11 protein-coding genes are annotated in these 14,463 nt (G+C 60.2%); 6 read left to right on the forward strand and 5 right to left on the reverse strand.

Annotated elements, in window-relative coordinates:
- The first annotated feature begins 224 nt into the window (after positions 1–224).
- The 3 genes from ACBR42_RS14330 to ACBR42_RS14340 are packed head-to-tail and all read left to right on the forward strand — an operon-like array spanning position 225 to position 5,945.
- Positions 225–1,445: an efflux RND transporter periplasmic adaptor subunit gene (locus tag ACBR42_RS14330; protein ID WP_371208453.1), complete on the forward strand. Its 1,221-nt coding sequence runs from the start codon at positions 225–227 to the stop codon at positions 1,443–1,445.
- On the forward strand, positions 1,423–4,527 hold the full coding sequence (locus ACBR42_RS14335) for an efflux RND transporter permease subunit (protein WP_371208454.1): 3,105 nt from the start codon (positions 1,423–1,425) through the stop codon (positions 4,525–4,527). The genes ACBR42_RS14330 and ACBR42_RS14335 overlap by 23 nt, the downstream gene beginning before the upstream one ends.
- On the forward strand, positions 4,524–5,945 hold the full coding sequence (locus ACBR42_RS14340) for an efflux transporter outer membrane subunit (protein WP_371208455.1): 1,422 nt from the start codon (positions 4,524–4,526) through the stop codon (positions 5,943–5,945). Before ACBR42_RS14335 ends, ACBR42_RS14340 begins: the two co-directional genes overlap by 4 nt.
- Positions 5,946–6,028: 83 nt before the next feature.
- Here the strand turns inward: ACBR42_RS14340 and ACBR42_RS14345 are convergent, their stop codons facing one another.
- From ACBR42_RS14345 to ACBR42_RS14355, 3 genes are all read right to left on the reverse strand, one after another.
- Positions 6,029–6,664, reverse strand: coding sequence for a TetR/AcrR family transcriptional regulator (locus tag ACBR42_RS14345; RefSeq protein ID WP_371208456.1), 636 nt, complete (start codon positions 6,662–6,664; stop codon positions 6,029–6,031).
- 392 nt (positions 6,665–7,056) lie between these two features.
- On the reverse strand, positions 7,057–7,797 hold the full coding sequence (locus ACBR42_RS14350) for a TetR/AcrR family transcriptional regulator (RefSeq protein WP_371208457.1): 741 nt from the start codon (positions 7,795–7,797) through the stop codon (positions 7,057–7,059).
- A 78-nt stretch (positions 7,798–7,875) separates the two neighbouring features.
- Positions 7,876–9,276 carry a PLP-dependent aminotransferase family protein gene (locus ACBR42_RS14355; RefSeq protein ID WP_282760327.1) on the reverse strand — a complete coding sequence of 467 codons (1,401 nt, stop codon included), beginning with the start codon at positions 9,274–9,276 and terminating at the stop codon, positions 7,876–7,878.
- 143 nt (positions 9,277–9,419) lie between these two features.
- Between ACBR42_RS14355 and ACBR42_RS14360 the strand changes: the two genes are divergently transcribed.
- Positions 9,420–10,772 (forward strand): aspartate aminotransferase family protein, encoded by a 1,353-nt coding sequence (locus tag ACBR42_RS14360; RefSeq protein ID WP_371208458.1) that lies wholly within the window; start codon positions 9,420–9,422, stop codon positions 10,770–10,772.
- Positions 10,773–10,806: 34 nt separating this feature from the next.
- Complete coding sequence (locus ACBR42_RS14365; protein WP_371208459.1) at positions 10,807–11,220, forward strand: tautomerase family protein; 414 nt, start codon at positions 10,807–10,809, stop codon at positions 11,218–11,220.
- A 94-nt stretch (positions 11,221–11,314) separates the two neighbouring features.
- Here the strand turns inward: ACBR42_RS14365 and ACBR42_RS14370 are convergent, their stop codons facing one another.
- Positions 11,315–11,917: a nucleoside 2-deoxyribosyltransferase gene (locus tag ACBR42_RS14370; RefSeq protein ID WP_371208460.1), complete on the reverse strand. Its 603-nt coding sequence runs from the start codon at positions 11,915–11,917 to the stop codon at positions 11,315–11,317.
- A gap of 142 nt (positions 11,918–12,059) precedes the next feature.
- Here ACBR42_RS14370 and ACBR42_RS14375 point away from each other — a divergent pair, with 142 nt between their 5' ends.
- Positions 12,060–12,989 (forward strand): nucleoside hydrolase, encoded by a 930-nt coding sequence (locus ACBR42_RS14375; protein ID WP_371208461.1) that lies wholly within the window; start codon positions 12,060–12,062, stop codon positions 12,987–12,989.
- Between the two features lie 46 nt (positions 12,990–13,035).
- Here the strand turns inward: ACBR42_RS14375 and hydA are convergent, their stop codons facing one another.
- Positions 13,036–14,421 (reverse strand): dihydropyrimidinase, encoded by a 1,386-nt coding sequence (gene hydA, locus ACBR42_RS14380; RefSeq protein WP_371208462.1) that lies wholly within the window; start codon positions 14,419–14,421, stop codon positions 13,036–13,038.
- Between the last annotated feature and the right edge of the window lie 42 nt (positions 14,422–14,463).

A 14,463-nucleotide genomic window follows, 5' to 3' on the forward strand; every position in this document is an offset into this window, starting at 1 on the left:
CGACAACTCCCTTAAGCTTTCCGGGGAAACGGCCCGGTTGGACACCAGCCAGACGCTATTGTCGCGCAATGTAAGAGATCATTGTCTGTTCCTGTTATCAGCACACCTGCCGCCGGGGATGGTGACTGAACGTCGTTGCAATACGATACGGTCTCGTCTATGTGGGCCATAACGGCTGCGTCCTGCCGCCGGGTTCCGGAAATGACTGAGGGTGGTCGGTATCCATGCAAACCAGACATACTGGCAGTGAGGGCGCGGGCTATGTGCAGCCGCCATCCTTCCTGACCACCATTTTTCATCCGGTCCCGCACGGTAAAGACAGCGCTCCCTCGGGCCAGCGCTCCATGCCCGCCGTAAAAAAAACCGGTAGCGCTTCGGGCCTGATCCTGCTCTGCCTGCTGCTGTTGCTCTCCGCCTGCCATAAAAAGGCAGCAGTGGAGGAAGTCCGGCCTGTCCGCTCCGTCATTGTCGAACCTGCGGCCGATGCAAATGGGGAGGTTGTAACAGGACAGGTTGCGGCCCACCGCTCCATCAATCTTGCTTTCCGTCTGCCCGGCAAGGTCGTGGAACGCACGGTGTTGGCAGGCAGCGTCGTGCATGCGGGGGATTTGCTGGCACGGCTGGATGATGCAGTGCCACAGCAGACGTTGCGCACCGCGCTGGCCGAAAATGCTACGGCACGGGCGGCGCTGGAACAGGCTGCGCCCCTGAAACAGCGCGCTGCGGCCCTGCTGCCGGTGCAGGCCATTTCGCGCAATGATTATGATGATGCGGTTCGTCGATACAAAACCGCGCAGGATCAGGTGCAGGCCACGCAGGCACAGGTACGTGTGGCGCAGGAACAGCTTGGCTATACCCGCCTTGTAACTGCTGAGGACGGCATCGTGACCGACCGGCTGGTAGAAGCGGGGGAGGTGGTCGCTGCGGGCCAGCCGGTGCTGCGCATGGCGGCCAATGACGGGCTGGACGCACAGTTCGACATGCCCGAGGCCCTCGCGCAGTCCCGTCTGACCGTGGGTATGACGATGAAGGTATGTCTGGACGCGGCACCCGTGATCTGCGCGCCCGCCGCAATCTACGAAATCGCACCCGATACCGATCCACTGACCCGCACCTATCATACAAAAGCGCTGCTGCATGCCACGCGGGACATGATGCCGTTGGGGGCAGTGGTGACGGGGCATCTGTCCGTACCATCAGCGCCAACCGTTCATCTGCCACCTGCCGCCCTGACGACACAGGATGGCAGACCTGCCGTATGGATCATTGCCCCTGACACGCTGCGCGTATCCCAGCGCCCCGTCACCATCGCACGCTACGGCACCGATGACGTGGTGATCGCATCCGGCCTGAATGCCGGGGAGCGGGTGGTGACAGCAGGCGTGCAGGCGCTGTATCCGCAAGAAAAGGTCAGCCTGCTGGATGAAGCCGATGTCCGCCCCTGAGCCACGCGCGCCGGGGGGCATAAACCTGTCTGACTGGTCCATCCGCCACCGTGCGCTGGTCCTGTTCTTCATGATCCTGATCGGTGTTGCGGGCATCCAGTCCTACTTCAGACTGGGCCGGAATGAAGACCCGCCCTTTACCGTCAAGACCATGGTGGTGGAGGCATTCCTGCCCGGTGCCTCGGTGGAGGAAACCACCCATCAGCTAACCGAACGCATCGAAAAAAAGCTGCAGGAAACGCCCGACCTCGATTACGTCAAGAGCTATACGCTGGCGGGCAAGACCACGATTTTCGTCAACCTGCTGTCGGGCGCGCCCAAGGCCGAAGTGCCTGATATCTGGTATCAGGTGCGCAAGAAGGTGGGTGACATCAGGGCGCAGTTGCCACAGGGCACGGTCGGCCCGTTCTTCGATGACGAGTTCGGCGATACCTACGGCATCATCTACGGCTTTACCGCCGACGGGTTTTCCCATCGTGACCTGCGCGACTATGTCGAGACGGTGCGCGACGAGCTGCTGCATGTGCCTGATGTCGCCAAGATCGACACGCTGGGCGCGCAGGATGAGAAGATCTACGTCGATTTCTCCACCCACCATCTGGCCCGGCTGGGCATAAACGGGGCGACGATCGCAGCCGCCCTTCTGGCGCAGAACGCCACGGTGCCATCCGGCGTCATTGATACCGGACGCGAGCAGATACAGGTCCAGCCGACCGGGCAGTTCGGGTCGGTGGCGGATATTGCCAACGTTACGGTCTATGCGGGCAACCGCAAGGTCCGGCTGGGCGACATTGCCACCATCACCCGCACCTATTCCGATCCGCCGCAGACCATGTTCCGTGTCGGCGGGCATGATGCGATCGGGCTGGCCCTGTCCATGCGCAGCGGTGGCAACGTGCTGGAACTGGAAAAGAACATCACGGCCAAAATGACCGAACTGCACGCCCGCATGCCCATTGGCATCGAGGCGCATCTGGTCGCGAACCAGCCCAAGGTCGTGCATGACGCCGTAGGCGATTTTACCGAGGCGCTGTTCGAAGCCATCGTCATCGTGCTGGGCATCAGTTTCCTCAGCCTTGGCGCGCGCGCGGGCACGGTGGTGGCGTTCTGCATACCCTTCGTGCTGGCGGTGGTGTTCGTATGTATGAAGCTGTTCGGCATCGACCTGCAGCGCGTCTCGCTCGGCGCGCTGATCATCGCGCTGGGCCTGCTGGTCGATGACGCCATGATTACGGTGGAAAGCATGGTCAGCAAGCTGGAGGAAGGCTGGACCCTGACGCGGGCTGCGACCTATGCCTATGTCTCGACCGCGTTCCCCATGCTGACCGGAACCCTTGTGACCGTGGCGGGATTCATCCCGGTCGGGTTCGCGAAAAGTGTAGCGGGGGAATACACGTTCTCCCTGTTCGCCGTGGTAGGCATGGCGCTGATCGCATCATGGTTCGTGGCCGTGCTGGTGGCCCCGCTGGTGGGCGTGACCATTCTCAAACAGCGCCCGGCAGCAGCGCCCCATGCCCCGCCGGAAGGGCGGCTGCTACGCGTATTCAGCCGGGCGCTGCTGTTCACCATGCGCCGGCCGCGTGCGACCGTGCTGGCCAGCCTTGCGGCGCTGGTCGTGGCCATTGCGCTTTCTCCCTTGGTGCCCCGGCAGTTCTTCCCGGCATCCGACCGGCCGGAACTGCTGGTTGACCTTTCGCTGCGGCAGGGTGCATCGATCAGGGCGACTGCGGATGTGTCGCACCGTCTGGACGCCGTCCTGCGCAATGATCCCGATATCGATCACTGGAGTTCCTATATCGGGCGCGGAGCCGTGCGCTTCTACCTGTCGCTTAATGAGCAGCTTCCCAACGACTTTTTTACCCAGACCGTCATTGTCGCAAAAAGCGCCGCGGCGCGTGACCGGCTGCGCAGGCGGCTGGATGTGGCCTTGAGCCGCGACATGCCCGATGTGGTGCATGGGCTGTTCCCGCTGGAACTCGGGCCGCCGGTGGGCTGGCCGGTACAGTACCGCGTCACGGGCCGCGACCCGGACCGGGTCTGGCATTACGCGCATGACGTGGCGAAGATCATGGCCGACAGCAACCAGTTGCACATGGTCAATTTCGACTGGGGTGATCCCGCGCGCAAGCTGAAGATTGACGTGCGGCAGGATGAGGCGCGTCGTCTGGGCCTGTCATCCGGCGCGATTGCGCTGGCCATCAATTCGGCAGTGACCGGGCTGACGGCGACACAGGTGCGCGACAGCATCTATCTGGTCGATGTCGTCCTGCGCGCCAACCACGCCCAGCGCCTGTCGATCGAGGACCTGCGCAACCTCGACATCCGCCTGCCCAATGACCGGACGGTGCCCTTGTCCACCGTGGCCAGCGTCTCCTACATTGAGGACTATCCCCTGATCTGGCGCCGTGACCGGCTGCCGACCCTGACCATACAGGCGCAACTCCGTGACGGGGTGCAGGCGGATACGGCCGTGGCAACGCTGGCCCCGAAAATCGCGGCCTTCAACGCGGGCCTGCCATCGGGCTACCATGTCGCGGTGGGCGGCACGGTGGAGGAAAGCGCCAGATCACAGAAATCCGTCATTGCCGTCGTGCCGCTCATGGTCCTGGTCATGCTGGGCGTGCTGATGATCCAGTTGCAGGACTTCAGGCGTCTTGCGCTGGTCATCAGTGTTGCCCCCTTCGGCCTGATCGGGGTGGTGGGTGCCCTGTTCCTGACCCAGAACCCGATGGGGTTCATCGCCATGCTGGGGCTGGTGGCGCTGATTGGCATGATCATCCGTAATTCGGTCATTCTGGTGCACCAGATCCAGATCGAGAAGGATCTGGGGCAGTCCGAATGGGATGCGGTGATGAATGCCGCCAGGATACGTTTCCGCCCCATCATGCTGACTGCTGTGGCGGCCATCCTTGGCATGCTGCCCATTGCGTCCAGCGTGTTCTGGGGGCCGATGGCCGATGTCATCATGGGCGGCCTTGCCGTAGCCACGGTGCTGACGCTGATTTTCCTGCCTTCGCTGTACGTGCTGTGGTTCAGGGTGAAGGAAACGCCATCGCCGCAGGTTGAGGGAACCGTCCGATGAAATGCACCCCGATCCTCCTGCTCCCCATGCTGCTGGCAGGCTGCGCGTGGCTTGCGCCGACCTATCACCGACCGCAGATGCCCATGCCCGATAAATGGGGCACGCAGCAGGGTGCTACCGTACCTGATGGCGGCGAATGGTGGCGCAGCTATGGTGACCCGGTTCTGGACGCGCTGGTGGCGGAAGCGTTGAAGAACAATGACGACCTTGCGCTGGCGGGTGCGAAACTTCAGCAGGCGCGGGCACAGTATAAATATGCCTTCGCCAACCAGTTGCCCTCCATTTCGGTTGCAGGGTCAGATGCCTATGGTCGCCTGCACCTGCACGATGACCTGCCTGTCGCGCACAAGATGAGCAATCTTGGCTTCGTCGGCGGCATGCTGAATTATGAAGCTGATTTCTGGGGCAGGAATGCCAGCCTGAGCAAGGCGGCAAAGGCGGGGGTGAAGGCGGCAGGTTATGGTCACGCGGCGGCCCGACTGTCCATCGCCGCAGCTACCGTAAAGCTGTATTTCAGCCTGCGCGCGCTGGATCGGCAACGCGAGATCCTGCAACAGACCATCGAGACCCAGACGGCGCTCCTGGCGCTTGTGCAGCGCCAGCATGAAGTGGGCGCGGTGGATGCGCTGGTGGTGCAGAATGTAACCGAGCAGCGTGACGCCGCACAGGCCGCCCTGCCGGATGTGGAGGACCAGCGCGGCAAGGCGGAAAGCGCCCTGGCCGTCATGCTGGGCCGCTCGCCCCAGCAGATCATCGGGCAGATAATGGAGCGGGGCAGGGATATAGACGCGTTGGCAATCCCCATCCCCACACCGCCGGAAATCCCATCCACCCTGCTCGAACGCAGGCCGGACATCGCCATGCATGAACAGACGCTGATCGCCAGCAACTTCAATATCGGCTTTGCGCGCGCGGCCTATTTCCCCACCATCTCGCTGGCCAGTCTGGCGGGGGTGCACAACATCGACATAGACAACCTGTATCGCGCCACCACGCGGTCATGGACGCTGGCGGCCTCCATGGCGGCGCCTGTGATGGATTTTGGCCGCACGTCCAGTGGCGTCAAACTGGCAAAAGCCGAGAAGAATGAGCAGGTTCTCCTGTATAAGCAGAGCATCCGCACCGCCTTCAGGGAGGTGCATGACGCCCTGTTGGAACAGAACAATGCCCATGAGCGCGAACAGGGCGATGGCGACAAGGAAACAGCCGCCGAAAAAACCGTTGAACTGACGCGGTTGCGGCTGGAACACGGCTATTCCAGCAGGCTGGATGTGCTTTCCGCACAGGTACTCGCGCAGCAGGCGGAACTGGCGCATACGACAGCACTCCTGTCCAGCCTTGATGCGTCGGTTGACATGTACAGGGCAATAGGGGGTGGATTTGATACCAGGGCCCCGCAGGACAGGAAACAGAAATAACAGCGGGTAGGAGCCTGCCCGCCAATCTGTAATAGATCAGGCGGCCCGGCTACGGATACGTGCCGGGAAAAACCAGCCCTTTTTTACCGGCTCCGTCTGTCGCGCGGGCCGGAAGCGGGGGGTGCCAGTATGCCCGTCATGAATGCATGCCAGGCCAGGTCGAGATAATTATCCCGCTCCTCTGCCGTCGTCAGGATCCTGCGCCCGAACAGCATCTGCTGGTGGGGACCGCCAAGGCAGAGCGTGGCAAGCATCTGGCTGGTTTCTTCAAGGTCACAGTCCGCCTTCAGAAGGCCCGCCCTGGAGACAGCGGTCAGGAGCTTGCAGGTCAGTTTTTCAAGCGGATCAAAGATATGGGCACCGGCATGGTTCACCAGATCCGGAAAACGCCATCCTTCCGCGATGAAGGTGCGGCTCAGCGAGAGCGTTTCAGGGCTGAGGATCAGGTCAAGCAGCATCCGCATGGTTTTGTACAGCGCCTGTAGCGGATCGCTGGAAACCATTTCATCTGACGGGGACGCAGCGAGCAGGAAACTGTTTCCCAGTTCGGAAATGACTGTCTTGAAAAGATTTTCCTTAGAAGGATGTCGCCGATAGATGGTCTGCTTGCCGACCTTGGCCACGGCCGCGATCTGTTCGACCGATGTGGCCGCGTAACCCTGTTCTCCAAACAGTTGGGTGGCGGTTTTCAGGATGAGGGCATCCAGTTCTTCCGACATGCGACTGTCGGGTCGACCTGCAAATTTCCTCCTTCTGTCCTGATCCGCCATTCGACCTCCTGTCTGCGATCCCTTCCGATTATAGGGGACGAACCCCTCTCGCAAGGGCTTTTGACAGGATCGACATCCCGTTCAGAGCAGAAAGAAGGCATCATCCTTTTCGCCTGAATTCCATGAATAACGGATCCAAACGACGGTCATGGGTGTTGGTTTTCACTAAGCAGGCTGTTGGGTTGGGCTCTGCCGCAGGATCACGCGACTGAAGGCCGCATAAACGCCATCGCCTCCGTCACTCATCACTACGGCAGAGCTCAACCCGACAGCCTGATAGGTTAGCCCCTCGCTTTCGAAGCAAGGGGGAGCATAATCACTTCCTGACCGGCACAAAACCGTTACAAGTCCAGTTGTGCCGGTGCGCTGCCTCGCGTGGTTTTTCGGGCTCTTGTACGTGGCGGCGGAGTATCTGGCCCTTTACCGTCAGGTGGTACGACCTGACAAATCGATGATGCCAGTTGCATGATGGTGTGGGTGCCTGCCTCGAAATCCTGGGTATCCAACCGGGGTTTTCCCAGCACGGCGGCCATCTGTGCCTGCATGTCGGCATAGGCCTGTGTCATCGCCCATAGACAGAACAGGAAATGGACAGGGTCGACCGTCCCGATCAATCCCTGTTTATGCCACTGTTCGAATACGGCGATGCGTGTCTCCACATGCTTGCGCAGGGTATCCACCAGGAAATCGTGTACATAGGAACCACCCGCCAGTAGTTCATGCGCGAAAAGGCGCGAGCCTTCGGGCCGAAGGCGTGAGAATTCCATCTTGGCGCGAATGAAGCCCGACAGCCCTTCCTGTGGTGTCCAGTGGGTCGAAAGCCAGCAGTTTGCATCATTCAGCCAGTCTTCGAGCAACTGTTGCAGGGTTGCTCTGTACAGATCCTCTTTCGTGCGGAAATAATAATGAATATTGGCCTTGGGCAGGTTGCTGGCTTCGGCAATGTCGCTGACCCGGGTGCCAGACAGGCCGTGAGCCGCGAAAACCTTTTCCGCAGCGTCCAGAATCTGGCGGGTATTGTTCTGCCGGGGCACACTGGTGCGTTTGCCGCGTGTTGAACGGGTCGATGTGGGAAGAGACATGAGCAGGCCAGCATTACCGTAAAAAAGGGAACAGACGACGTGAACTCCAACTTCTCAAGCCGGGCATTTCACGTCAATCTATTCCATTCTCCGTGCGGTGTTTTTTATGAAGGCGAACAGGCGTCTGTCATCGGCGTGGGCAACATTGAACCGGAACCATTGCGAGGGCTGGCTACCCGGCCGGAACAGGTGGCCCGGTGCCAGCATGATGTCATGTTGGCACGCCCGCTCCGCCAGGGCGCGCACATCCATGTCATGTCCAAAGCGCGCCCATGCGAACATGCCACCCAATGGATGAAAATAAAGGCGCATGCCTGCCTGTTCCAGCCGCGCACATACCTGTGTCTGCGCGCGTGTCAGGTTCTCCCGCAGATTGGCGAGATGCGGGCGGTACAATCCGCTGCTGACAATGGTGTGTACGATTTCTTCATTCAGGGGGGCAGTGGTCAGGTTACTGGCCATTTTCTGGCGCAGGATACGCTGGGCTGTGGGTGCCGCACAGGCTACGTAACCCACCCGCAGTCCCGGCCCGATGGTTTTGGAGAAACTGCCGATATGAATGACCTGCTCCAGTCCGCCCAGTTGTGACAGGGTCTGCTGTCCCTGCGGAGCAAGGTCCAGAAAGATGTCGTCTTCAATGATGGTGAGGTCATGCTGGCGTGCGATGCGCAGGATCTGGCGCATGTTCTGGGTTGTACTGCATGTGCCGGTCGGATTGTGCAGGATGGAGGTGGTAATGAACAGGCGCGGGCGGTGCTGGCGCAGCATGCGCTCGAGTTCATGCGGGCAGGGACCATCGGGCAGGCGCGGAACGCTGGCAATCTGTAGTCCCAGCGCCTGCAGCGCCGGGTAGAGATTGCAGTATCCCGGATCTTCCACCAGTATCGTGTCACCGCGTGTGGACAGGCAGCGCACGGCCAGTTCCAGCGCCTGGCTTGCGCCATGGGTCATGATGATGTTGCTGTCCTCGCATGCAACATCCCGACGGGCCAGCATCTGTCGTATGTTGTGGCGAAGTCCGGCATGGCCGTAAGGGTTGCCATATTCCAGCATGGCGGTCAGGCGTGCGGCCGGTATGGCGGCAAGGGCGCGCCGTGTGGCGGATGCAAACAGCATGTCTGGTGGTAACCAGCCGCATCCTGCCTTTATGACCGGAGCTTCGTCCTCATAGGCGTGCTGAAGCAGCCACATCGAATCTATGGAACGCTGGATAAGGGGGGCAGTGCGTGGGGGCGTGGTTACAAAATAACCGCGCGTACCCCGGCTTTCCACCAGTCCTGCCGCCGCAAGCCGTAAGTAGGTATTGGCGATGGTCAGTGTGCTGACACCGCAGTCCCGTGCCATGCGGCGGATGGAAGGCAGGCGTTCGCCCCGTCGGATTACGCCAGTACGGATGCGCTGGGCAATGTCTTCGCCGATCTGCCCTACAAGCGGGATCGGACTGGCGCGGTCTGTCTGGACAGGAGGAAGATGGGCCATGGGCAGATACTTCAGGTCAGTACAGTTTCAGATAAAATAGGCTGGTTGTACATATACACACAACGAGACCAGTATTACGATCCTGAAATGAACCGCCCCGGCATGGGACCGACGGCGTATGCCCGTATGGACAGGATTGCATCATGGCTCTGGATTCAGGACAGACTGCCCTTCTTCGCAACGAGCGCGAGGGAACTTACTGGCAGCCTTTTACAGCCAACCGCATGTTGCGTGCCAATATGGAACCGCGCACCATGGTCAGCGCACAGGGGGCCTATTACACCAGTAGTGAGGGTGTAAGGCTGTTCGATACCCTGTCCGGTCTGTGGTGTACGCCACTGGGCCATGCCCATCCCCGTATTGTGGAGGCGGTGCGCAGGCAGGCGGAAACGCTCGACTTTGCCCCATCTTTCCAGTTGACCCACCCTGGCGCCATTTCTCTGGCCGAGCGTATTGCCGATATGGCGCCTGAGGGCATGAATCACGTTTTCTTCGCCAATTCGGGGTCGGAAGCGGTTGATACGGCGCTGAAGGTGGCGCTGGGCTACCATCGCATCAAGGGCGCGGGTAACCGCTTCCGCATGATCGGGCGTGAGCGCGGTTATCATGGCGTAGGTTTTGGCGGCATGTCGGTTGGGGGCATCGTGTCCAACCGCAAGATGTTCGCAGCCGGCATGATGTCAGGTGTGGATCATCTGCGTCATACCTACGAACCCGAACACATGGCCTTTACCCGGGGGCAGCCCACATGGGGCAAACACCGGGCGGAAGACCTGGTCCGGCTGGTTACGCTGCATGACGCCTCGACCATTGCAGCCGTGATCGTGGAGCCCGTACAGGGTTCAACCGGCGTGATCGTGCCGCCTGTCGGCTATCTGCAGCGCCTGCGAGAGATCTGCACCGCCAACGGCATCCTGTTGATCTTTGATGAGGTCATTACCGGCTTTGGCCGCATGGGCGAGAATTTTGGTGCCCAGCGTTTTGGCGTCACACCCGATATCATTACCTTCGCCAAGGCCGTCACCAATGGCATCGTGCCGATGGGTGGCGTGATCGTGACTGATGAGATTTACAACACCTTCATGACCGGGCCGGAAAACGCCATCGAATTCTGTCACGGCTATACCTATTCCGGACACCCGATGGCGGCGGCGGTAGGGCATGTCGTGCTGGATGTGATGCGCGAGGAAGGGCTGGTGGCCCGGGTGCGGGAACTCGAGCCCGTTCTGGAAGACGCCATTCACGGCCTGAAGGATATGGATGTCATTGCCGATATCCGTAATATCGGTCTGACGGCGGCCATCGACCTCAAACCCGCGGCGGACAAACCGGGAGCGCGGGGGGCGGCATTGTTCGAGGCCGGGCTGCGCGGCGGCCTGCTGCTGCGCTGTACGGGGGATACGGTGTCCTTCGGGCCTCCGTTCATTTCCACGGCGCAGGAACTGCGTGACATGGTCAGTACGCTGCGCAGGCTGATTATCGAAGTGTGCTGCTGAGACAGAAACCGTAATCAAGGACAAGGAGACTACCATGCCGTTAATGCATTTTCATGTCATGAAGGGCGAACGTTCCCCCGCCGAACTGCGTGCGCTGCTTGATGCCGCGCATGATGCCATGCTCGAAGCCTTCAAGGTGCCTGCACGGGACCGCTACCAGCTCGTATCGGAACATGAACCGACCCATATGATTCTTGAGGATACGGGGCTGGATATTCCCCGTACGTCCAGGATCGTGCTGCTGCAGGTTGTCTCGCGCCCACGTGGCAAGGAGCAGATCGCGGCTTTTTACAGGTTGCTGGCGGAAACCCTGCATGCCCGTGTTGGGCTGCTGCCATCCGACCTTATGGTATCGGTTGTTGAAAACCAGGATGAACACTGGAGTTTCGGCCTTGGGCGCGCCCAGTTTCTTACGGGTGAATTGCCGTTGCCGGGGGCGAAAGCCTGAATAACAGGCAGATTTTCCGGATTTCCTGCGGGGAAATCCGGTACTGCCCCGTCATGTGCGTGAAGGTGCGGACTGTTTGTACTGGTGCCTGTGCCTATCCGTGCAGGGTCAGGCGCAGGTTTTCGATTGCTTTGCCGAAAGCTGTCAGCAGGTCGGGATCGACTGCCACATTTCCTCCTGACAGACGAATGAAGCCTTCGGTCATGGCGTTCTGAACCATGCCTTCGGAATGCACGATAAGGCCATCGGCATCTTCCATGCCGCCGCTTCCACCGCGGCCATCGCGCGTGCGCAGCGTGTCGCCCCATGCGGCGGCGCGATAAGCCGCGACTTTTTGCGGATAGGAACGGCCATCCACAGTATAACCTGCCAACTTCTTGCCCTGTGCCGCCATGTAACCGATCTCGACGGCGGTACCGGGGTCCATGTCGGCGCTCCGGCGAAAGGGGTCGAGACAGAAGACACCCGCATCGCACCCATCCATCAGGTCACGGTCAAGGCGGGCGATCAGCAGGCTGGTCTGCGCACCCGGTGCCAGCGCATCTATGTCCGCCTGTCCATCAAACGGGCAGACGCCCTCAAGACCGGCATCGGCACATATCGCCTTCATCGCGCGGAACAGATCCTGCGCATCAGGGCGAAAAACCGTGTCACCCGCCAGATAGATACGATGTGAGCGCGTCATTTGCGTAGGCATGGTCATGTAAGTTCCTGTCCGTTCGTTCTAAAGAAAAAAGAGTACGAAATTGTCCTCTGCCCGTCCCGTATTATTGTTACGTGCCTGATCCCGTTATCGGGACGCCCCGTGTACGGGCCGGAGTTGCCTCCATGGAGTATGCATGAAGATTATTATTGATACTGATCCTGGACAGGACGATGCCCTTACCATTCTTCTCGCCCTTGCCAGTCCCGAGATTGATCTGCTGGGTATCACCACGGTAGCGGGCAATGTGCCCCTGACCCAGACGACGGAAAACGCGCTCAAGACCCTTGATCTTGCCGGACGGCCCGACATACCGGTCCACGCAGGGGCTGACCGTCCGTTGCTGCGTCCTGGCGTGACCGCGACCCATGTGCATGGCCGCACGGGTTTTGAAGGGGTAGACCTTCCGCCACCCAGTCGTCCGCCTACGCCAGGACATGCGGTGGATTTCATTATCCGGTCGGTCATGGAGAACCCGCCGGGCACCGTGACACTGTGTACCATCGGTCCCCTGACGAATATTGCCCTTGCACTGGGGCGTGAACCCCGCCTGCGTGAGCGGATCGGGCAGATCGTGATGATGGGCTGCGCCTTTTCGGAAGTGGGTAATATTACAGCCGCGGCTGAATTCAATGTCTATGTTGATCCCCACGCGGCGGAAATGGTGTTTGCGTCGGGCGTGCCGCTGGTGGTGTTTCCGCTGGATGTGACGCATCAGTTGCATACCAGCACCGCCCGACTGGCCCGCATCGCGGCCATTCCAAACCGGATCGGCCCGGTTGTTGCGGCATGGCTGCGATTTGAAAAGCACTTCGAGGCGACGAAATACGGTACGGATGGCGGCCCCCTGCATGATCCCAACACGGTCATATGGCTGCTGAAACCGGACCTGTATCGCGGGCGGCAGGTTAACGTGCAGATTGAAACGGGCAGTCCGCTGACAATGGGCATGAGTGTGGTGGACTGGTGGGGCATAAGCAGTGCGAACAGAAATGCGCTGTTCATGCGTGAGGTGGATGTGGACGGTGTCTACGACCTGCTGATCGAACGCCTTGCCCGGTTTTAGGGCATGATACGGGTGGCGGCATCCTGCCTGCCACCCGGTCGGAAGGTTAGCGGCGCGACAGGGCAGGGCGTTCAATATAACGGCCCGCGCCGCGCGTGGCCCGGAGATCACCCTCATCCCATACAACGCGCCCCGCGCTGATGGTACGACGGGCGACGCCGGTTACGGTCATGCCCTCGTAAATATTGTAATCCACGTTCTGGTGGTGGGTGCGCGCAGAGATGGTGCGCGTACCCTGTGCATCCCATAGTACCAGATCGGCATCCGCTCCCTCGACAATACAGCCCTTGCGCGGCAGCATATTGAAGATACGTGCCGTGTTGGTGGATGTAATGGCGACGAATTCCTGTGGGCTGAGTCGTCCAGTGGTGACACCATGATGCCAGAGAATACTCATCCGGTCTTCAATGCCGGGGGTGCCGTTGGGAATGTGGGTAAAATTGGTGCGGCCGTTTTCCTTCTGCCCCGCGCAGAAACAGCAGTGATCGGTCGCCGTGGTCTGTAGCTGTCCCGATGTCAGGCCCGCCCATAGCGCATGCTGATGGTGTCTGGGGCGAAAGGGCGGACTCATGACATAGCGCGCGGCGGTCAGCCAGTCAGGGCTGGAGTAGACGCTTTCATCAAATACCAGATGTTGCGGCAGCACTTCGCCATATACGCGCTGGCCACGCATGCGGGCATCGGCAATGGCGTGCGCAGCCTCGGCAGTGGAGACATGGACGATATAGACTGGCGCATCCAGAAGTCCCGCCAGGGCAATGACACGCTGGGCGGCTTCGCCTTCCACCGTTGGGGGGCGGGAGGCGGGATGGGCATCGGGACCGGTACGGCCTTCAGCCAGCAGCCTGGCCTGCATGTAGGCTACAGCATCGCCATTTTCCGCATGGACGGTGCATAGCGCACCCAGTTCTCCCGCACGGCGGATGGAATGCAGCAGTACATCATCATCCACCATCAGGGCATTTTTATAGGCCATGAAGTGCTTGAAGGAGTTGACCCCGCATTCATTCACCAGCGTGGCCATGTCCTGATGGACCTGATCATCCCAATGGGTGACCGCCACGTGGAATGAATAGTCGGCAGCCGCTTTTTCGGCCTTTATTCGCCATGCTTTCCATGCTTCCAGCAATGAACTGCCGGAATCGGGAATGACAAAGTCAATGATACTGGTCGTACCACCTGCCAGCCCGGCAGCCGTTCCGGTGTAGAAATCATCACTGGCGATTGATCCCATAAAGGGCATTTCCATGTGGGTGTGCGGATCAATGCCGCCCGGCATCACCAGCAGGCCATGGGCATCCACGATTTCACAACCGGTGGGCGTATCGATTTCCGGTGCGATGGTGGCGATACGCCCATTGTCGTCACACAGGATATCGGCCCTGAACGTTCGTTCGGCTGTGACAATCGTGCCGCCTTTTACATGAAGCATGATCGTCTTCCTTCTGATCTGGTATTGCGTGTTCGAAAGCGG

This window comes from Komagataeibacter sp. SM21 (genome assembly GCF_041402665.1).
Classification (GTDB): domain Bacteria; phylum Pseudomonadota; class Alphaproteobacteria; order Acetobacterales; family Acetobacteraceae; genus Komagataeibacter; species Komagataeibacter saccharivorans.